Below are 20,000 nucleotides of genomic sequence, written 5' to 3'. Positions count from 1 at the left end.
CGTTTCCGGGACGGGACACAGGCGGTGCCGCGGTTCGTCGAGGGGGACGAACCGCGGCACCGCCGCTTTGTGCGCCCCGGCTCCGCGCCGGCCCTCCCGGCGCCCCGTCACCGCTCCGGGGACCTCCCGCTCCGCGAAGCACTCCGGGAAGCGCTCCGGGGACCTCCCCGTCGGGGTGACGCCCGGTGACCGGAGCGTCACCGCACACCGGCGGGCTGACGTAGAGTCGGCGCGGACCCCACGCCGGTCCCCGACCGAGGAGGCACCCGTGACCACCACCGCGCACCCCGGCCCCGACCGCCCCGCAGGCTCCGACGAAGCACCCACCGGGGGCAGCGGGGGCAGCGGGGGTACCGCTCCCGCGCCCGTTCCCGAGCTCCCCGCCGAGGCGGTCGAGGAGTGGCGCACCGAGGAGGCGGAGCTGGTCGACCTGCTGTCCCGCGCCCACCGGCACCTCGGCGGCGTCGCCGCGTTCCGGATCGGGCCCCGGCCCACCGTGCTGGTCACCGACCCGGAGGCCGTCCAGCACGTGCTCGGCCGCCACCCCGCGCGCTACGTCAAGCGCTCCCACCGCGCCCGGGTCCTCACCGGCGAGGGCGTCCTCTCCGCCACCGGTGACGCCTGGCGGAACCAACGCCGAGCGCTCCAGGCCCAGTTCACCGGGACCGGGATGCGCCGCCACGAGCAGCGGATCGCCGCCGCCGCCCACCGGGCCGCCGACCGCTGGGCGGCGTACGCCCGCACCGGCGAGACCCTCGACGTCGGCGACGAGATGCGGCACTTCGCCCTCGACACCATCTGGCGGGCCCTCACCGGCCACCCGCTCGACCCGGCCACCGCCCACGAACTCGACCGCATCGCCGCCGTGGTGGCCGCCCTCCCCCAGCTGCCCTCCGACGGCGACCGGGCCCACGAGGCCGTCGCCGCCGACCTCGCCCGGATCGACGCGGTCGCGCACGCCGCCATCGACACGGCCCGCCACCGGGAGGACGGTCCCGACGGACCCGGCGTGCTGCGCGTCCTGCTCGACGCCGCCGAGCACGACCCCGCGTACACCGACCGGCTGATCCGCGACGAGCTCGTCACGCTGCTGGTCGCCGGCCACGAGACCACCGCCACCACGCTCACCTGGCTCTACCTGCTCCTCGACCGGAACCCCGAGGCGCGCACGTGGGCCCTCGCCGCCGGTCCCGAGGGCTCCCCCGAACGGCGCGAGGCCGTCCAGGCCCTGGTCGCCGAGACGCTCCGGCTCTACCCGTCGGCCTGGATCCTCCCCCGGCACGCCCTCACCGACGACACCCTGGCCGGCCACCGCGTCGAGGCCGGCACCGACCTGCTGGTCTGCCCGTACCTCACGCACCGCGACCCGGCGCTCTGGCCCGACCCCGGCCACTTCGACCCGACCCGGTTCACCGCCGGAGGCGCCCGCCCCGCACACCTGGCCGCCTACTTCCCGTTCGGCCTCGGCGCCCGCGCCTGCCTGGGCACCCAGTTCGCCCTGCGCGAGTCCACCGCGGTGCTCGAACTCCTGCTCCCCGCGCACCGGGTGGAGTTCCTGAGCACCCCCGCCGGGGCCACCTACAGCATCACCGTCCGCCCCGACGGCCCGACCCCGGCAGTCCTCACGGGGCCGTGACCGCCGGGGTACCGGACGGCTCCTAGGCGAGCGGGCCGTAGTAGCCGCCGAGGAGTTGGAAGTAGGCCGGGTCCAGGGCGTTCAGGAACGGCGGTGCCGACCTGATGTCGCTCTTCGTCCGGCCGATGTGGACGATCCGTTCGGCCGGGTCGATCTTCGTCACGGTGCCGGCGGGCAGCAGCACCTGGTGGCCGAAGAGCCACCCGGTGTCGACCACCAGGTAGGCGGCGTCGACCTCGACGGTGTGCCGGTCCACCTTGCCCACGTAGCCGTCGAGGGCGTGGACCGCGAAGCCGGTGAGGTCGAGGGCGGCTTCGTGCCCGGATCCGCCGAGGTAGCGCCACAGACCGTTGCTGTCGCTCATCTGAACTCCTTTTCCTTCCAGCGGTGTTCGGGTCCCTGCGCGGCCGGTCGCGCGGGGGTCAGCGGCGCCGGCCGACCTGGGCCGCGGTGGTGAAGGAGATGAGAGCCGCGGCGACACCGACCTGGAGCAGGTGGCGGATCCAGTCGACGCCACCGGTGTGCCGCACGCCCAGCGCGCCGGCGAGGGCGTTGCCGACGAGGGCGCCGACCAGTCCCAGCAGGATCGTGAGCCAGAGCGGCACGGGCTGCCGGCCCGGCAGGACGAGCTTGGCGAGCAGGCCGACGACCAGCCCGACGACGAGTGCCCAGATCAGGGTCATGAGTAGGCCTCCTGTTCGGCTCCGTACGCCCCGGCCGTCCGGCGGGGGCGTCCACCGTCTGCCCCCGTCCGGCGGTTCCACTCCTCCCGGATCGGCGCGCGGCGCGGACGCGCCGGTGACCCGGCCGGTGCTGCGGCCGGGCCACGACGTCAGGGGGTCGTCGGGTCAGGGAAAGGACACCACCGTCGACGGAACGGTGGAGGTGCCCGAGGTGGCGCCGCCGGTGCCGTTGATCACGTGCTCGAACTGGCCGTTGCCGCCGAGCGAGACCACCGACAGCCCGTGGAACCGCACGCCCGGCCGGACCGGTGCCTCGAATCCGTGGTCCATCCGGATCGTCGGGTCCACGTTGAAGTAGCAGTAGCTGCCGAGGCCCCACCCCTCGTGGACGGCGACGTCGTCGCCCACCTTGTACGCGGCGAAGCCCTTGGTGGCGCCGTTCTGCACGGCCGCCTGGTTCGGGGCGTCGTAGGCGATCTCGTTCTGGTAGAAGATCGTCCGACCGCGCTCGCCGGTCCACTCGACGTCGTACTTCTTGAAGTGCTCGACGAAGAGGCCGGTGGCGAGCACGTCGTCGCCGCGGACCAGCAGGCCGTAGTCGGAGGGGTTGACGGTCCACCCCACGCCCGCGCCGTGGTCGGCGCGCCAGATCCAGGTGTGGTCGATGACGACGTCGTCGCTGTTGACGACGATCCCGGTGGTCGCCGATCCGGGACCCGCCCCGCCGACCCGGACGAAGACGTCCTGGAGGGTGGTCGGGTCCGCCGCGTGGTCGGCGGCGGCGTTGTCCGGGCCGATCTGCACCAGCGTCGCCGAGTTGACGGGTCCGGCGTCGACCAGCAGGCCGGCCAGCCGGACGCCGTCCACGTCGGCGACCCGGATCGCGGTCACCCCGTGGTCGGGCACCACGGTGGCCAGGCCGAGGCCGAGCACCACCGTGCCGGGCCTGGTCACCTCGATCGGCCGGTCGACGTGGTAGACGCCGGGGGTGAAGAGCAGGTCCAGGCCCTGCGCGAGCGCGGTGTTGATGGTGGCGGCGGTGGCCCCGGGCTTGACCAGGTAGAACTGCGTGAGCGGTCGCGAGGTGCCCTGCGGGACGCCGTCCCAGGAGACGCCGCGGGCGTCGGTGCGCCTGGCCGGGACGAAGACCCGGTACTCGTTGCCGTCGAGGTAGAGGAAGGGCTTCTCGCGCGAGACCGGGGTGGTGTCGAGCGTGGTGTAGGGCGGGTTGGGGAAGCCCTGCGCGGGCGCGCCCTGGACGCCGGAGAACACCTGGTTCCACACCCCGTTGGAGAAGCCGCCGATCGCGCTGTCCCGGGTGTACCACTGCTGTTGCGAGTAGTTGCCGATACCGCCGTCGATCCGGCTGTCGGCGATGTAGCCGCCGCTGGCCCATCCGTAGCCGTTCGGGGCGAGGTTGAGACCGCCGCGGACGTGCATCCGGCGGAACGGCGCGGCCTGGGCGACGGCCCAGCGGTCGGTGCCGTTGACCGGGTTGAGCGCCAGGTTCTCGGCGGAGCGCCAGAAGTTCTGGGTCGCGTTGCCGTTGAACCAGCCGGCGTCCACGGTGACGTCGCCGTTGATCGTGGTGTCGTCGGGCTTCAGGCCGAGGCCGGACACCGAGGTGTAGAAGCCCAGTTGGACGTTGAGGTCGCGGTAGCTGCCCGGCTTGAAGAGCAGCGCGTACCGCTCGGGCCCGAACTGGTTGGCCTCCTGCCGACGGAAGATCTCGTCGGCCTTGGCCTGGATGCCCGGTGTGGCGGGGTCGAAGACCAGCACGTTGGGTCCGAGGTCGCCGCCGCCCTGCACCGGCGGCACGCCCGGCCCGTCGGTGGCCGCGATCCGGAACTCCCAGAGCGAGTAGCCGTAACCGGTGCCCCGGGCGAGCCCGTTGACCCGGACGAAGCGCCCGCTCCCGGAGACCGTGAGGGTCTCGGTGCCGCCGGTGCCGTGCTCGGTGGAGTGCAGCGTCCGCCAGGTGGTGCCGTCGTCCGAGGTCTCGATCCGGTAGGAGCGCCCGTACGCCGCCTCCCAGACGAGTTCGACGCGGCACAGCTGCCGGACGGAGCCGAGGTCGACCTGGAGCCACTGCGGGTCCGCGAACGCCGAGGACCAGCGGGTGCCGGGGTCGCCGTCCACCGCGTTGGCCGCGGACAGGCCGCCGTTCTCGACGGAGGAGGCGGTGGCGGGCCGCCCCTTCGCCGCGTCGGCGGCGCCGCAGTCGGCGGCCCGGTCGGCTGCCCGGTCGGCTGCGGCCTGCGCGGACGCCGGCCGGGCGGACCCGGTGTGGGCCGGCTCGGCGAGCGCGGCCGGCCCGGGCAGGGCGAGGGCGCCGGCCGCGAGCAGGGCCAGGCCGATCCGGGCGGCCGGGGCCGGGGCGGGACGTGGACGTGGACGTGGACGTGCCGAGGTGAGCCTCATGGGCTGCTCCTCCGGGTGGGGGTCGGTGGGTGAGGGGGCGCACGCCCGTGCCCGGCCCGGCACAGTGGGGCACCGGGCGATGGGGGAACGGTGGGGCGGCTCGGCGGATCCGCGTGCCGGCCGGCTCGGGTGGGGCGGCCGGGCAGCGCGGACCGCCGCAACGGGCGGTCACCGGGGTACGTACCGGCCACGTGTCGGGCCACACGTCGGGGTGCGGACCGCCGCACGTGCGGCGGTCCGTGGCGGGGCACGCGTCGTGGCACGTACCGGGGTGTCACCGACCCGTTGTCCGGGCCCGGGGAGCACCTCCTGACCGGGAGTCTCAGGGCTCCCGATCCGGAGTGTCAACCCTTCGCACCGACTTTACTCACACCGTGAACTAGCTTGTACCGCAACGAATTCCACTGAACTCCGAGGTCAGGACCGCACCTCCGACGGCGGCTGGGCCGAGCTCCCGGCCCGGCCCGGGAACTCGCCCCCGGACTCCAGGAAGTCGGAGAGCGGCAGGGTCGCCGCGCCGACCGTGACCGCCTCCGGGCCGAGCGTCCCGAGCACGATCGAGGTCTGTTCGCGGGGGAAGCGCAGCGCGTACTCGGTGGCCGCCGCGCGGATCGCGGGCAACAGCCGGGGGCCGAGCAGCAGGCCCGCCCAGCCGCCGATCACGATCCGCTCGGGGTTGAACAGGTTCACCAGGTCCGCGATGGCCGCGCCCAGGTACTCCGCCGCCTCGGCGAGCATCGCACCGGCCGCCGGCTCGTCCGCCTCGGCCGCCGCCAGCAGGGCCGCGAGCCCGGCCTTCTCCCCGGCGCCGGGCGGCGCCGCGCCCCACCGCTCGACCAGCGCCTCGGCCCCGACGTACGCCTCCAGGCAGCCGCGTGCGCCGCAACGGCACCGGCGTCCGCCGACGTGGACCTTGGTGTGGCCCCACTCTCCCGCGCTGCTGGTGGCTCCCCGGAAGCGGGCGCCGTCGGCGATCACGCAGGCCCCGACGCCCGAGCCGAACAGGGCGATCACCGCGTGCCGGAGGCCGCGCCCGGCCCCGAACCACATCTCGGCCTGGCCGAGCGTCTTGGCGCCGTTGTCGACGAAGAGCGGCAGGTCGGTGCCGGCCCGCAGCAGCCGCCCGAGCGGGACGGCGTCCCAGCCCACGGTCTGCCCGTGCACGACGATCCCGAGGCCGTCCGAGGCCGGCTCCCCCTGCTCGACGATGCCGGGGACGCCGATGCCCACACCGAGCACGCCGGCCGGGTCGGTGCCGGTGCGTTCCAGGACCTCGGCCAGGCCGGCGAGGATCAGCTCGACCACGTGGTCGACGTCGTGGCCGCGGCCGGCGAGCGGCCGGTCGCTGGCGGCCAGCTCGGTCCGGGCCAGGTCGAACAGGGCGACCCGGACCTGGGTCTCCCCGACGTCCACGCCGACCAGGTGGGCGCGGCCCGCGGCCACCCGGAGCAGGATCCGGGGACGCCCGCCGTCCGACTCGACCGAGCCGCACTCCTCGATCAGCCCGTCGGCGAGCAGCTCGCCGGTGACGTTGCTGATCGAACCGGCGCTGAGCCCGGTGATCACCCCCAGCTCCTGGCGGCTGAGCGGCCCGTCGAAGTACAGCCGCCGCAGCAGCGTCGACCGGCTGCCCCTGCGCAGGTCACGCACCGTCTTCTTGCCTCGTGCGGTCATGGGGTCTCCCTCCTGATCCGAATCTATCGCTGTCCGAACCCTTGACGGAAGCTTTTCTCACACGTTAAATCACGGCCTGAAGTAAGCCGTGGAGCACGGAACTTCACCACCCGAGACAAGACCCCCCGCACCGCGCCGCACAGCGGCACCCGCCGTCGACCCGTACCGCCCACACCCGAGAGGGGCAATCCGCCATGCCCATCAGCCGCGCCGCCGCGACGGCCGCCCTGGCCGCCACCCTGGTCCTCACCGCCACCGCCTGCGGCGGAGGGTCCGCGTCCGGCGGCGGGGGCGACGGCAGCCCCGGCACGCTCACCTACTGGGCCTCCAACCAGGGCACCAGCCTGGAGAACGACCGCCAGGTCCTGGAGCCGGAGCTGAGAAGGTTCGAGCAGCAGACCGGCATCAAGGTGAAGCTGGAGGTCATCCCCTGGTCCGACCTGCTCAACCGGATCCTCGCCGCGGCCACCTCCGGCCAGGGCCCCGACGTCCTCAACATCGGCAACACCTGGTCCGCCTCGCTCCAGGCCACCGGCGCCCTGCGCCCGTTCGACGGGGCCGCCTTCGACCGGATCGGCGGCAAGGACCGCTTCCTGCCCGCCGCCCTCGGCTCGGCCGGCGCGGCCGGGAAGGACCCGGCCGCCGTACCGCTCTACTCGATGGCCTACGGCCTCTACTACAACAAGAAGCTGTTCGCCGAGGCCGGCATCGAGCGGCCCCCGGCCACCTGGGACGAACTGGTCGCCGACGGGCGGAAGCTCACCACCGGAGGCCACTACGGCCTCGCCCTCGAAGGCGGCAACGTCTCCGAGAACGTCCACCACGCCTTCACCCTCGCCAAGCAGCACGGCACCGACTTCTTCTCCCCCACCGGCGAACCCGCCTTCGACAGCGCGGGCGCCGTCGCCGCCGTCAAGCAGTACGTCGACCTGCTCGGCACCGAGAAGATCGTCGCGCCCGGCAACGCCGAGTACGCCAACAACCAGTCCGTCACCGACTTCGCCACCGGCAAGGCCGCCATGCTGATGTGGCAGGCCGCCGGCGCCAACCTCGCCTCGCACGGCATGAACCCCGAGGACTACGGCGTCGCCCCCGTCCCCGCGCCGGCCGGCGCCACCGGCGACCGCGCGACCACCTCGATGGTCGCCGGGATCAACCTCGCCGTCTTCAAGAACACCCGGAACACCGACGGGGCCCTCTCGTTCGTGAAGTTCATGACCGGCGCCGAGGAGCAGACCCGGCTCAACAAGGCCTACGGCTCGATCCCCCCGGTCAAGGACGCCCAGGCCGACCCCGCCTTCGCCACCCCCGAACTCAAGGCCCTCACCGCCGTCCTCTCCGGCAGCGCGCTGCCGCTCCCGCAGGTCGCCGACGAGAGCCAGTTCGAGACCCTGGTGGGCACCGCCGTCAAGAACCTGCTCGCCGCGGCCGCCGCCGGCAGGCCCGCCACCGACGGCTCCGTGAAGGCCGAACTCACCAAGGCCCAGCAGCAGATGCCGGCCAAGTGACGTGACCCGGACCCCCGCCGCCCGCACCCCTGCCGCCCCTGTCCCGGCCGCCCCCGCACCGGCCGCAGCCCGCCCGGGTGCCCCCGCCCCGCGCACCCCCACCCGGCTCGGCCGCCTCCGCCCGCCCCGCACCGCACTCCCCTATCTGCTGCTGCTCCCCGCCCTCGTCCTCGAACTCGTCGTCCACCTGCTCCCGATGGTCGTCGGCGCCACCATGAGCCTCAAGCGGCTCACCCAGTTCTTCATCCGCGACTGGTCCGCCGCCCCCTGGGCCGGGCTCGCCAACTACCGTACGGCGGTGGACTTCCACGCGCCCGTCGGCCGCGCCCTGCTGCACTCGTTCTGGGTCACCTGCGCGTTCACCGTCCTCACCGTCGGCCTCTCCTGGCTGATCGGCACGGCGGCGGCCGTCCTGACCCAGGGCTCCTTCCGCGGCCGGGGCCTGCTGCGCGCCGTGTTCCTGCTCCCGTACGCACTGCCGGTCTACGCCGCCGTCATCACCTGGTCGTTCATGTTCCAGCGGGACACCGGCCTGATCAACCACGTCCTCCACGACCAGCTCCACCTCGTCGACGACAAGCCGTTCTGGCTGATCGGCGACAACAGCTTCACCGCGCTGGTCACCGTGTCGGTCTGGCGCAGCTGGCCGTTCGCCTTCCTCACTCTCACCGCGGGGCTGCAGAACATCCCCCGCGAGCTCTACGAGGCCGCCGCGCTGGACGGCGCCGGGATCTGGCAGCAGATCCGCCGGATCACCCTGCCCTCGCTGCGCCCGGTCAACCTGGTACTGGTGCTGGTCCTGTTCCTCTGGACCTTCAACGACTTCAACACGCCGTACGTGCTCTTCGGCCGCTCGGCCCCGGAGGCCGCCGACCTCGTGTCCGTCCACATCTACCAGTCGTCCTTCGTCACCTGGAACTTCGGCGCGGGCTCGGCGATGTCCGTCCTGCTGCTGCTGTTCCTGCTGCTGGTGACCTCCGGCTACCTCCTGCTCACCTCGCGCCGGAAGGACGCAGCATGATCAACCCGCCCGCCTCCTTCCGCCGGACCCGGTGGATCGTCCTCGGCGCGCTCGCCGTCTTCGCCCTCGTCCCCGTCCTGGTGATGCTGAGCAGCTCGCTCAAACCGCTCCGGGACGTCCAGGGGCCGTTCCGCTGGATCCCGAGCACCGTCACCTTCCGCCCCTACCTCGACATCTGGCGGACCGTCCCGCTCGGCCGGTACCTGGTCAACTCGCTGATCGTGGCCGGCGGGGCGACGGTCTGCTCGGTCCTGGTCGCGATCCTCGCGGCGTACGCGGTCAGCCGCTACCGCTTCCGGGGACGGCGGATGTTCACCGTGACCGTGCTCTCCACCCAGATGTTCCCCGGCATCCTGTTCCTGCTGCCGCTCTTCCTGATCTTCGTCAACGTCGGCAACGCGACCGGCATCCCGCTGTACGGCAGCCGCGGCGGCCTGATCCTCACCTACCTGACCTTCTCGCTGCCGTTCTCGATCTGGATGCTGGTCGGCTACTTCGACTCGATCCCCCGCGACCTCGACGAGGCGGCGCTGGTCGACGGCTGCGGACCGCTCCAGGCCCTGGTCCGGATCATCGTCCCGGCCGCGGTGCCGGGCATCGTCGCCGTCGCGGTGTACGCCTTCATGACGGCCTGGGGAGAGGTGCTCTTCGCCTCCGTGCTCACCGACGACGCGACCCGCACCCTCGCCGTCGGCCTCCAGGGCTACGCCACCCTCAACGACGTCTACTGGAACCAGGTGATGGCGGCCTCGCTGGTGGTGAGCGTGCCCGTGGTGGCCGGCTTCCTGCTGCTCCAGCGCTACCTGGTCGCCGGCCTCACCGCCGGAGCCGTCAAGTGACACCCTCCCCCGTCCCGCAGACCCCCGAAGGGCACCCCGTGACCGACCTCAGTGCGCTGAGTTCCCTCCCCGACGACTTCCTCTGGGGCGCGGCCACCGCCGCCTACCAGATCGAGGGCGCCACGGACGCCGACGGCCGCGCCCCCTCCATCTGGGACACCTACTCCCACACCCCCGGCAGGGTCGCGGGCGGCGACACCGGCGACACCGCGTGCGACCACTACCGGCGGTGGCCCGAGGACGTCGCGGTGATGCGGCGACTCGGCCTCGACGCCTACCGGTTCTCGATCGCCTGGCCCCGCGTGGTGCCGCAGGCCGACGACCGCGTCAACCCGGCCGGCCTCGACTTCTACGACCGCCTGGTCGACGCCCTGCTCGCCGCCGGCATCAGGCCCTTCCCGACCCTCTACCACTGGGACCTCCCGCAGGCCCAGCAGGACCGCGGCGGCTGGCCCGTCCGCGAGACGGCCGAACGCTTCGCCGAGTACACCGCCGTCGTCGCCGCCCGCCTCGGCGACCGGGTCACCGACTGGGCGACCCTCAACGAGCCGCTCTGCTCCGCCTGGATCGGCCACCTCGACGGCGCCATGGCCCCCGGACTGACCGACCTCACGGCCGCCGTCCGCGCCTCCTACCACCTGCACCTCGGCCACGGACTGGCCGTCCAGGTGCTGCGCGAGACCGTCCGCGACGCCCGGATCGGCATCGTCAACAACCTGAGCCCGATCGAGCCCGCCACCGGCTCCGAGGCCGACCACGCCGCCGCCGTCCGCGCCGACGGCCACGTCAACCGCTGGTGGCTGGACCCCGTCCTCGGCCGCGGCTACCCCAAGGACATGCGCGAGGTCTACGGCGTCGACCTCCCCGAGCGCGACGGCGACGCGGAACTGGTCGCCGCCCCGCTCGACTGGCTCGGCCTCAACTACTACTTCCGCCAGATCGTCGCCGACGACCCCACCGGCCCCGCCCCGTACGTCCGCCAGCTCCCCGGCCCCAACCCCGAACGGACCGCCATGCCCTGGGAGGTGCACGCCCCCGGCCTGGAACAGCTGCTGCTCCGCCTCACCCACGAGTACGGCGCGGAGCGGATCTACGTCACCGAGAACGGCGCCGCCTACCCCGACGTCGTCGCCCCCGACGGCAGCGTCCACGACCCCGAGCGCACCGCCTACCTCGAACGGCACCTCGCCGCCTGTGCCCGCGCCACCGCCCAGGGCGCCCCGCTGGCCGGGTACTTCGCCTGGTCGCTGCTGGACAACTTCGAGTGGGCGTACGGCTACGACAAGCGCTTCGGGCTCGTCCACGTCGACTACCCGAGCCAGCGCCGCACCGTCAAGAGCAGCGGTCTGCGCTACGCCGACCTGATCGCCGCCCACCGACGGCGCTGACGCCGGCCGGGTGCGTTACGGGCGTGCGGGCGTGCGGGCCCGCACGCCGCGGCACCGGCCGGCGGCGGGCTCCCCGGCGACCGAAAACCGGTGGTCCGGGCGGACGGGCCGGGGCTACGCTCCGGGGCACCCGGACGCCCCGCGCCGGACCGCCCCTCCGCGCCGGACCGCCCCTCAGAACTCGGACCGCCCAGATGACCGACGCCCTGCTCTCCGGACTCCTCGCCGGCTACGGCATCGCCATGCCCGTCGGCGCGATCTCCGTCATGATCGTCACCCTCGCCTCGCGCGTCTCGCTCGGCCGGGGCATGGCCGCCGCCCTGGGCGTGGCCACCGCCGACGGCCTCTACGCACTGGCGGCGATGCTCGGCGGGGCGGCCGTCGCCCGGCTCGTCACCCCGGCCGCCGGGTACCTGGAGCTCCTCGCCGCCGGGGTGCTCGCCGTACTCGCCGTGCGCGGTCTGCGCGGCGCGCTCCGCGCGTACCGGCACGAGCGGGGCGGCGGGCCCGAGGACCCGTCGGCCGGGCCCCCGTCCGCCTCGTCGAGTCCACCGGGCTCACCGTGGCGCACCTACACGGCCCTGGTCGGCCTGACCCTGCTCAATCCGCTGACCGTGGTCTACTTCGGCGCCCTGGTCGTCGGCGGGCGGACCGGCCCCGGCTCCCTCGGACCCGGCCTGGTGTTCGTCCTCGCCGCGTTCGCCGCCTCCGCGAGCTGGCAGGCACTGCTCGCGTCCGGCGGCGTCCTCCTGCGCCGCGTCCTCACCGGCTCACGCGGCCGGCTCGTCACCGGCCTGGCGGGCAACGCCGTCGTCCTCGGCCTCGCCGTCCGGCTCGTCTGGTCCCGCTAGGCCGGCTCGATCGGATCCCGTCGGAACGGCACACGGGGTCGGGCGCCCGGCCGGGCCTGCCGGCGGACCGTCCTCGTACGGGGTCGTACCCCGGCGGCGGACGGATCGGCCGGGGCGAAGCTGCCGGTGGTTCTGCCTCTCCCCTCCGGTCCGGCTGCCATAGCCTGGCGCCCGGCGCACGGACGCATCCGACGCTCCGTCAGATGTGCGCCGGAGCAAGCCTGTCAGCCCTCGCCCGGAAGGACCCGAAGCCCTCCCATGACCAGCACCCTCCTACGAGCCGCCGCCCTGGCGGCCACCGCCGCGATAGGGTTCGGCACCCTCGCCACGGGCGCCGCCCAGGCCGCGCCGACGGCCCCGGCCGCCCCACCCGCCGTGGCCGCCGCGCTCTCACCGCCCACCCGCATCCCGATGAACAGCGTGCTCAACCGCAACCAGGGCTGGTACTCGCCGAACGGCCGCATCATGCTGGCCATGCAGGGCGACGGCAACGTGGTCCTCTACCGCGACACCACCCCCATCTGGGTGGCCCGCGGCGCCATGCCCAACGGCAACATCCTCGCCATGCAGGGCGACGGCAACCTCGTGGTCTACGCGGCCGACAACACCCCGCTCTGGTGGAGCGGGACCGGTGGCAACCCCGGGGCCGAGCTGACGGTCTACAACGAGGGCGCCATCGCGGTCGAGCGCAACGGCAGGGTCCTCTGGACCTCCGCGCCGCCCGCCCCCGACCCCTTCCCCTGTCCGCCGTGGGGCCCGCCCTACCCCGGCCAGTACATCCCGCCGTGGTGCCCGGTCTGGCCCTTCCCCAGCTAGGCCCCGCCACGACCGGCCGGCGACCGGCCGGAGCCGCCGTCCCGGCGGCCTCTCCCTCCGCTACAGCCCCCGGGCGGTGACCACCGACACCGCCTGCGTGCTCGCCGCGCTCGCGCTCGCCGTCGTCACCCTCGGCCGGGGCGACTACCCGCTCGGCCCCGTCGAGGTGATCCGCGCCCTCACCGGCGGGGGCGACCCGGCGGCGGACTTCGTCGTCAACGAGCTGCGGCTGCCGCGCGCGGTCACGGCCCTGCTCGCCGGCGCCGCGCTCGCGCTCTCCGGCCCCGTCCTCCAGGTCCGGCAGTCCCGACATCCTCGGCCTCACCCAGGGGCCGCGACCGGCGCACTACCGGCCGTCGCGGTCGGCGCCGGTCGGCGCCGACCGCCCGGACGGCCGCCTCCCGCCACGCCGGGGGGCGGTCCACGCCTCGGCGGGGCTCCCGTCAGACCTGGGCGAGGTTCTTCTCGAACGCGGCCAGGTAGTTGGGCAGGTGGTGGTCCTTGATCCCGTCCGTCTCGGGGGCGAACAGGTCGGCGCGCACGCCCTTGGCACGGTCCTTCAGCCCGGCGACGAGCGGCATGCGCTCGTGGAGCCTCCCGTCGGCGTCGAAGTGGCGCAGCGCCTCGACGTGCGTGAAGACCGGCTCCGGCGGGAGCTGCGGGACGATGTCGTTGTTGTTGACGAAGCGGTAACAGCGGTTCCTGAAGGCCGTGTTGTGGGCGCCCGCGAGCAGCCGCTCGCAGGTGCGGGGCTGGCCGAAGGTGTAGACGCCGTCGGGCAGCAGCTGCGGCGCCTCGAAGTACCAGCGGGCGCCGGCCAGCATGGCGAGCGCGCCACCGAGGCTGTGGCCGGTGAACCAGACCGTCTGATCGTCCGTGCGCAGGTCGCGGACGGTGTCGCGGATCTGCGGGTAGACGGACTGCAAGGCCTGGTGGAAGCCGTAGTGCACGAAGCCCTTGTTCGCCGGGCCGGGGACGGGCGGGGTGCTGACGTCGCTGAGCCAGTCACGGATCTTCAGCACCTCGGTGCCCCGGAATCCGGCGACGATCATGCGGTCGCCGGCCATGACGTAGGCCTGGGTGTCCTCGATCGGGAACGGCATCCGGTGCGTCGACTCGAAGTGCCGTACCTCGTCGAAGCCCCAGGACCGGGCCGTCTCCTCGATGCCGGCCCGGTCCAGCGAGGCCAGTCCGGCGGCCTGCGCCATCCAGTAGGCGTGCGGGAGGGAGTAGCCGGTCGTCGAGTGGTCCAGGGCGGGGATGGCCATCGGTGTCCTCCGGGGAGCGGGCCTCAGTGGGTCTCAGCGGGTCGCCCAGCAACCTAGCGCCGCACACGGACGAACACGAACCGTCCGGGTCCGGAACCACCCGTACGGCCGCGCCCTCGTCAACCGGCCGTCCCTCCTGGCCAGGCGCCCCGGGCGGCCAGGCCGAGGACCAGCGCGGCGATGTTCCAGGCGTCGTCCTCGCCGCTGTGGTGGCGTCCTTCGAGCGGCAGCCCGGCGATCTCCAGGGCCTGGGCCATCCCGGGGCGCTTGCGCAGCCCGTGTGCCTCGGTGAACACCGCCTTGGCGTTGGTGTGCCGGTGCCCGAAGGGGTACGCGGTGCCGGTGGCCTTGCACTGCCGGGTGAACTGTTTCCGGTCGTAGTCGCCCCAGCTCGCCCACGGCAGGGCCCCGGCCCGGTGGTCGGCGGCGAGCAGTCGGCAGGCCGAGGCGAAGTCGAGGCCGGTGTCGACCTCGGCCTGGGTCAGCCCGGTGAGTTCCGTGCAGAACTCGCTGACGGCGGACCGTGCGGGCTTCACCAGGATGCGGTGCCGCCCGACCCGTTCCCCCGTCCCGAGGTCGACCACGGTCAGCCCGATCTCGATGATCTCGTTCACCGCCCCGGGCGGCGGCTGTCCCTCCCAGCAGGTCGCTTCGACGTCCACGACGTTCAGCAGTCCCCCGACACTCTTCATGCCCCGAGGGTAGGGAGACGACGGCCACCCGTCACCCGGATTTCCTGCCGCCGCGCCCCCGGCCGGGGTGGCACACCGGGGGCGCGGCCGCCCGGGGTGGTCAGTGGCGGTGGTGGTTGTCGGGTTGGGCGGGGTCGCCGGGGTGTTCGAGGCCGGGGACGAGGGTGAGGCGGGTGGCACGGGCGTGGTCGAGCCAGCGGACGAAGGCCGCGCGACGGACGGCCGCGAGGACGGTGGCGGCGGGATCGGGGCGGTCGGGGCGGTCGGGCCGGCCGGGCTGGTCGGGCCGGGCGGGCCGGTCGGTGGGCGGGTCGGGCGGCGTGGTCCGGCGGGCGGCGGTCCAGCCTCCGGCGGTGACCCACGTGTCCGGGGCCGCCGTACGGAGGGCCTCCGCCAGGGCGAGCGGCAGGGTGGCGGGGTCGGCCCCGCACGTGCCGCCGTCGGGGAAGGCGAGGTGCCAGACGGTGGGGGTTGCCGCCGGTCGGGTCATGGCGAAGTAGTGGGCGACCTCCTCCGCGGTCGGGGCGACGGCGGCGGTGACGGCCTCGTGGACGGCCCGCACCGCCGCGCTGCCCTCGTAGGCGGCGGCGGTGACGGAGCCGAGTTCGACGGCCGCCTGCTGGTCCAGGCGGTCATGGGCGGCCTCGGGGAGGACGGACAGGCCGCGTTCGGCGGCGACCGCCTCGCAGAGCGCCTCCGTCAGCAGCACCTGCGCGACCCAGCGGGCCAGTTGACGGTCCTCCCCGCTGCCGGGCCGCGGCAGGGCGGAGGCGCGCGGGCCGGTGCGGAGCGCCGCGAGGCGGCGGTCGAGGCCGGTGCGCGGGAGGGGCCGGCCGTCGAGGAGTCCGAGCACCGGGGCGTCGGCGGGCGCGGGCGGGATCGCGGTCACGGCCCGACCACCACCGCGACGGTCGGGGCGTACTGGCAGCGGCCGAACCACATCACCTTGGCGAGCGCCCAGTAGGCGCCGGGGTCGGCGTCCTCGGGCGCGGTGAGGGTGAACTCCTCGACCGCCGAGGCCCCGGCCGCGAGGGTGAAGCCGCGGACCGGCGCGCCGACCGCCTCCCAGGTGCCCCAGGGCGAGACGAGCTGGAGTTCGCCGCGGATCTCGCCCCGGGTGCGGTTGACGAGGCGGACGCCGAGGGCGGCGCCGACGCCGGGGGTCAGCCGGACCGACGCGGTGGCCGCCTCGACGGTCAGGCCGGTGTCACGCCCCTCCACGGACCGGGTGCCCTGGGCAGCGGTCCAGTCCTCGGGGGTGTCGCCGGGCACCGGAAGGATCTCCGGCAGGTCGCCGACGGCGACGGTGACCACGTCCTCGACGTCCTGGCCGTCGTGCGTGAGCCGGACGGCGGCGAAGTACAGGCCGGGGGCGGTACCGGCGGGCGGGGTGAGGGTGACGGGGAAGCGGAGGTGTCCGCCGGCCTCCAGGCGGTAGGGGCGGGCGCCGAGGCTCGCCGCCCACCCGTCGGGCGCGAGGATCCGCGCCGCGCCCTCGACGGCGGCGTCCCGCAGGTGGGAGGAGAGGGCCACCGAGAGCGTGACCGGCTCGCCCGCCGTCCGCAGCAGGCCGGGCGAGGCGCCGACCGAGAGCGGGAGGTAACCGAGCGGCGCCGGGCCCCGGTTGTGCAGCCAGTAGCGGGCGTGCACGGGCTGGGCCGCCTCGGCGACCGGGCCGAGGACCGGGCCACCGGCCGGCTCCGCCACCGCGGGGCGGGCCAGCACGGTGGCGATCCGGGATCCCGCGAGGTCCGGATCGACCGGGCCGGTCGGCCGCTCCAGCAGGTCGGCGGCGTGCAGGTCGGTCAGCCCGAGGGCGCCGCCGAGGGTGACGGCCGCGCCGAGGCCGGTGGACTCGACCAGCCGGACGGCGAGTCGGCCGTCCCAGGGGGCGGTCGAGCCGTGCGCGATCGGGTTGCCGGCCGGCTTGAGCGCGCCGAGCAGGGTCCGGCGGGCCGGCTCGACCCGCAGCCAGGAGAGGGTGCCGGGCAGCGGGCCGTCCTGGGCGGGGGCGAGCCGGGCGTACAGCGGATGAGTGAACTCCTGCCCCTGGGCGGGGAGTTCCTGTGCCCGCCAGTCACCCGGTCCGCCGGTCAGCGCGTAGTGGAACTCGTGGGTCCAGTGCTGGAGCTGGAAGGAGGCGCCGTCGGGCAGGGTGCGCCGGGGCGGGTCGATCCAGACGCCCGAGGGCCACCCGGTGCAGGAGCGCATCAGCGAGAGGTGCAGCGCACCGGTGGCATCGACGGCGAAGCCGGGCAGACCGAAGCTCAGCAACGCCGCGGTGTGGTCCACGAGTTGTTCGGTGTCGGGGAGAGGCCCCGGGCAGGAGGCGGCGATCCGGGCGTCGGCGAGGTCGGCGGCGAGCGGGGCCGGGTCGGTGACGACCAGGGCCGGCAGGGCCCTCAGGTCACGCAGGTCCGCGCCGGGCTGCCAGACCTCGGCGAGCGGGGTGCGGGCGGGCACCCAGACGGCGCCGCGCTCCTTCAGGACGGCCGCGTACTCCGCACCCGCCCGGTCGAACAACTCCCGGGTGGCGTCGTTGGTTTCCGGTCCGCCGAGGAGGATCCGGAAGTCCGGCAGGTTGGAGTCCACGTCGAGCCAGCCGTACCGGGCCCAGTCGGCTCCGGAGGTGGTGGCGGTGACTCCGACCCGGGCGAGCGCGACCACCAGCTCCCGCGCGTCGGCGGCCGACGCGAGATCGGGGACGATCACCTCCGCGACGCCGAGCGCGCGTTCGCCCAGCACCGCGCCGGAGACCGGGTCGGCGAGCGTCACCCGGGCCGTGGCGCCGAGACCGAACCAGGTGTTGGCCGGGTTGTCCAGGGTCCAGGGCGCCTCGGCGGAGTCGACGTCGGGCAGGGCGAAGCCGCGTCCGACGACCGCGCCGGCGACCTCGCTGACCGGCAGGGCGCCGGGCAGGTCGACGGGGAAGCGGAGCCGCAACAGCCGGTCGGCGCCCGTGTAGTCGACGACCCTGGTCCGGCAGTCCACCCGGTCGAGGCCGCGCCACAGCGTGACGGTCTGCTCGTACCGGAGGCCCCGGGTCCCGGCACCGGCACCGGCACCGTCATGGGGCGCGGTATCGGTGACGGTGCCGCGGACGACCAGTCGCTCGCCGAGCGGTCCGGTCTCGCGACGGACCTCGGCCGGCCGATCGCCGGAACCGGCCACCGGCCCCCTGGGGACGAGGTGCCAGGGGCCCTCGCCGAAGTCGGGGTGCTGCGGGTACTCCTCGTAGACCCGCAGCTCGTTGCCGATCCGGCCGTCCTGGATCAACTCCCTTCCGTGCAGGAGGTCCTGGACGGAGGAGAGGCCGCCGCCGCGCGCCGGGTCGGCGGTCACCCGGTAGCGGCCGTTGGCGATGGTGAGGCCCTCGGCGACGGACCAGGCCGGGTCGCCGCCGCCGGCCGCCGAAGGGACCAGCCGCCAGGTGCGCCAACCGAGCGCCGGCACGTCCTCGGCCAGGAAGCGCAGGGTGCCGCGGTCGACGGCTCCGGGCACCTCGGCCCCGGTGTCGTCCAGCACGCGGACGCCCGGGCGGCCCTCCCCGTCGACGGTTCCCGGGGGCAGCCGGACGGCCACCAGGTCGGTCCGGTCGAAGGAGAGCGTGTTGGTGACCACCACGGCGTCGCCCTCCCCCGTCGTGGCGATCCGGGCCGCCAGCGCGTCGAGCGCCCGGTCGCGGACGTCCGCCGCCAGGTCGTACGCCTCCCGCCAGCCGCCGAGCAGGTCCAGGTAGACCTGGTCGGACTCGGAGCCGGTGATCGCGTCGTGGTGCGCGCCGTAGGCGAGTTGGCGCCAGACCTTGTCCAGCGCGGCCGACGGGTACCGCCCGAGCCCCTGCACGACGGCGAGGGTGGCGAGCTTCTCGGCGTCGACGGCGGCCACCTCGGCCGCCCGCTGGGCCTGCTTGGTGTCGATGTAGGAGACGTCCTTGCCGGTGTAGACCGGGTTCATGTCGCGGGTCTGCGGGCTGGGCCGGCGACCGGTCTCCGCCAGCTCGGCGCGGACGGCGTCCAGGAAGTCACGCGGGGTCCCGCAGACGAAGCGCGGCCACAGGTACCTGCCCGCCCAGGAGCGGTGGATCTCGGTGACCCACTTGTTGGGCGGGGTGTAGTCGGTGCCGACCGGCAGCAGCAGGTTCCTGGTCGCGCCCACCGGCTTGAGCTTCCGGTACAGCTCGTAGACGGCCTGCTCGGCGGTGGCGAGGTCGGCGGAGGAGTCCATCCACCAGCCGGCCGAGTAGTGGTGCGGCATGTAGTGGGTGAGCACGCCGTCGCCCGAGGGGGCGATCCACTCGAACTCGCTGGGGAACTGCATGACCCGCGCGTCGTCCTTGGCCTCGCGGAAGTTCTTCTGGATCGGGCCCCACTGGTGGAACGGACCGCGCGCCCAGGCGCTCCCGGTGAGCCCGGCGGCGGCGAGGTGGCCGGGGAACTGCGGGTCGTGGCCGAACACGTCGAGCTGCCAGGCCGTCCGAGGGTCGCCGCCGAGGATGTCGCGCTGGTAGCCGATGCCGTGGACGATGTTGCGGATCGTCGTCTCGGCGCCGGTGAGGTTGGTGTTCGGCTCGTTGTAGGTGCCGCCGACGAGTTCGACCTGGCCGCGGTCGAACAGCAGGCGCAGGCTCGCGCGGCGCTCCGGGTGCTGGTCGAAGTACGGCTTCAGGTAGTCGACTTCGGCGAGCACGAACGTGTAGACCGGGTCGCGCAGCGCGAGGTCCAGGTGGGCGTCGACGAGGGCGAAGCCGTTGCGCTCCCAGAGCGGCCGGGTGGTGGCGTCGGCGGAGAGGAGCTCCCAGGGCGAGGTGTAGGCGGCCTGGGTGTTCCACCACACCGGGTCGTAGTGGAAGTGCGGGACCATGAACATGGTCCAGCCGGGCTCGGCGACCTCGACGACGCCCTCGGCGCGGGCGCCACCGGTCCCGGCGCCGGCGTCGGTCCCGGCGGCGCCGGGGGTCGCGCCGAAGGCCGTGACCTCGACGGCGAGTCGGGCGCCGACCGCGGCACCGGTGATCTCCAGGGGGACTTCGACCAGCCCCGTGCCGGACGCCTCGCCGCGCACGCCCGGGCCGGTGACGGCGATCCGGGCGGGCGGGCCGTCGAGGGTGACCCGCAGCAGCTGCCGCGGGGCCTCCTCGGGTCCGACGAACAGGTCCGTGCTCTCGACGGCGGTGATGGTGACCGGCACGGGGGCGGGTCCT

Annotated in this window: 16 protein-coding genes; 8 read left to right on the top strand and 8 right to left on the bottom strand. The window is 74.5% G+C overall.

The window, feature by feature from the left end; all coding sequences use genetic code 11:
- The first annotated feature begins 268 nt into the window (after positions 1-268).
- Positions 269-1,636, top strand: a complete 1,368-nt coding sequence (locus PUR56_RS21480; RefSeq protein WP_329950099.1) for a cytochrome P450 — start codon at positions 269-271, stop codon at positions 1,634-1,636.
- Positions 1,637-1,658: 22 nt separating this feature from the next.
- Here the strand turns inward: PUR56_RS21480 and PUR56_RS21475 are convergent, their stop codons facing one another.
- From PUR56_RS21475 to PUR56_RS21460, 4 genes are all read right to left on the bottom strand, one after another.
- Positions 1,659-2,000, bottom strand: coding sequence for a PRC-barrel domain containing protein (locus tag PUR56_RS21475; protein ID WP_329950098.1), 342 nt, complete (start codon positions 1,998-2,000; stop codon positions 1,659-1,661).
- Positions 2,001-2,058: 58 nt separating this feature from the next.
- On the bottom strand, positions 2,059-2,319 hold the full coding sequence (locus PUR56_RS21470) for a GlsB/YeaQ/YmgE family stress response membrane protein (RefSeq protein WP_329880964.1): 261 nt from the start codon (positions 2,317-2,319) through the stop codon (positions 2,059-2,061).
- A 165-nt stretch (positions 2,320-2,484) separates the two neighbouring features.
- The gene (locus PUR56_RS21465) at positions 2,485-4,740 is read right to left on the bottom strand and encodes a discoidin domain-containing protein (RefSeq protein WP_329950097.1); all 2,256 of its coding nucleotides are present in this window, start codon (positions 4,738-4,740) and stop codon (positions 2,485-2,487) included.
- A gap of 417 nt (positions 4,741-5,157) precedes the next feature.
- Positions 5,158-6,414 (bottom strand): ROK family transcriptional regulator, encoded by a 1,257-nt coding sequence (locus PUR56_RS21460; RefSeq protein WP_329950096.1) that lies wholly within the window; start codon positions 6,412-6,414, stop codon positions 5,158-5,160.
- A gap of 194 nt (positions 6,415-6,608) precedes the next feature.
- On the opposite strand from PUR56_RS21460, the gene PUR56_RS21455 reads away from it, so the two are divergent.
- The 7 genes from PUR56_RS21455 (at position 6,609) to PUR56_RS21425 (ending at position 13,342) form a co-directional block, all read left to right on the top strand.
- Positions 6,609-7,922, top strand: coding sequence for an ABC transporter substrate-binding protein (locus PUR56_RS21455; protein ID WP_329950095.1), 1,314 nt, complete (start codon positions 6,609-6,611; stop codon positions 7,920-7,922).
- A gap of 1 nt (position 7,923) precedes the next feature.
- Entirely contained in the window at positions 7,924-8,943 is a 1,020-nt protein-coding gene (locus PUR56_RS21450; protein WP_329950094.1) for a carbohydrate ABC transporter permease, read from the top strand.
- The gene (locus tag PUR56_RS21445) at positions 8,940-9,782 is read left to right on the top strand and encodes a carbohydrate ABC transporter permease (protein ID WP_329880958.1); all 843 of its coding nucleotides are present in this window, start codon (positions 8,940-8,942) and stop codon (positions 9,780-9,782) included. Before PUR56_RS21450 ends, PUR56_RS21445 begins: the two co-directional genes overlap by 4 nt.
- A 38-nt stretch (positions 9,783-9,820) precedes the next feature.
- On the top strand, positions 9,821-11,170 hold the full coding sequence (locus PUR56_RS21440; RefSeq protein WP_329950093.1) for a GH1 family beta-glucosidase: 1,350 nt from the start codon (positions 9,821-9,823) through the stop codon (positions 11,168-11,170).
- Positions 11,171-11,364: 194 nt separating this feature from the next.
- Complete coding sequence (locus PUR56_RS21435) at positions 11,365-12,021, top strand: LysE family transporter (RefSeq protein WP_329950092.1); 657 nt, start codon at positions 11,365-11,367, stop codon at positions 12,019-12,021.
- A gap of 258 nt (positions 12,022-12,279) precedes the next feature.
- On the top strand, positions 12,280-12,837 hold the full coding sequence (locus tag PUR56_RS21430; RefSeq protein WP_329950091.1) for a hypothetical protein: 558 nt from the start codon (positions 12,280-12,282) through the stop codon (positions 12,835-12,837).
- Between the two features lie 76 nt (positions 12,838-12,913).
- Positions 12,914-13,342, top strand: a complete 429-nt coding sequence (locus tag PUR56_RS21425) for an iron chelate uptake ABC transporter family permease subunit (RefSeq protein ID WP_329950090.1) — start codon at positions 12,914-12,916, stop codon at positions 13,340-13,342.
- Here the strand turns inward: PUR56_RS21425 and PUR56_RS21420 are convergent.
- The 4 genes from PUR56_RS21420 to PUR56_RS21405 all read right to left on the bottom strand — a co-directional run bounded on the left by PUR56_RS21420 (position 13,281) and on the right by PUR56_RS21405 (position 19,987).
- The gene (locus PUR56_RS21420) at positions 13,281-14,105 is read right to left on the bottom strand and encodes a lipase family protein (protein ID WP_329950089.1); all 825 of its coding nucleotides are present in this window, start codon (positions 14,103-14,105) and stop codon (positions 13,281-13,283) included. The two genes, PUR56_RS21425 and PUR56_RS21420, sit on opposite strands and share 62 nt — an antisense overlap.
- A gap of 119 nt (positions 14,106-14,224) precedes the next feature.
- Positions 14,225-14,797, bottom strand: coding sequence for a 3'-5' exonuclease (locus PUR56_RS21415; RefSeq protein ID WP_329950088.1), 573 nt, complete (start codon positions 14,795-14,797; stop codon positions 14,225-14,227).
- 100 nt (positions 14,798-14,897) lie between these two features.
- Positions 14,898-15,686: a DUF7158 domain-containing protein gene (locus PUR56_RS21410; RefSeq protein WP_329950087.1), complete on the bottom strand. Its 789-nt coding sequence runs from the start codon at positions 15,684-15,686 to the stop codon at positions 14,898-14,900.
- Positions 15,683-19,987: an NEW3 domain-containing protein gene (locus tag PUR56_RS21405; RefSeq protein ID WP_329950086.1), complete on the bottom strand. Its 4,305-nt coding sequence runs from the start codon at positions 19,985-19,987 to the stop codon at positions 15,683-15,685. Before PUR56_RS21405 ends, PUR56_RS21410 begins: the two co-directional genes overlap by 4 nt.
- Positions 19,988-20,000 lie beyond the last annotated feature (13 nt).

Origin of the sequence: Streptomyces sp. BE303 (genome assembly GCF_036290945.1) — a bacterium.
In the GTDB taxonomy this organism is placed as follows: Bacteria; Actinomycetota; Actinomycetes; order Streptomycetales; family Streptomycetaceae; genus Kitasatospora.
The sequence above is the reverse complement of the archived record's forward strand: the minus strand, read 5'-3'. Positions and strand labels throughout refer to the sequence as shown.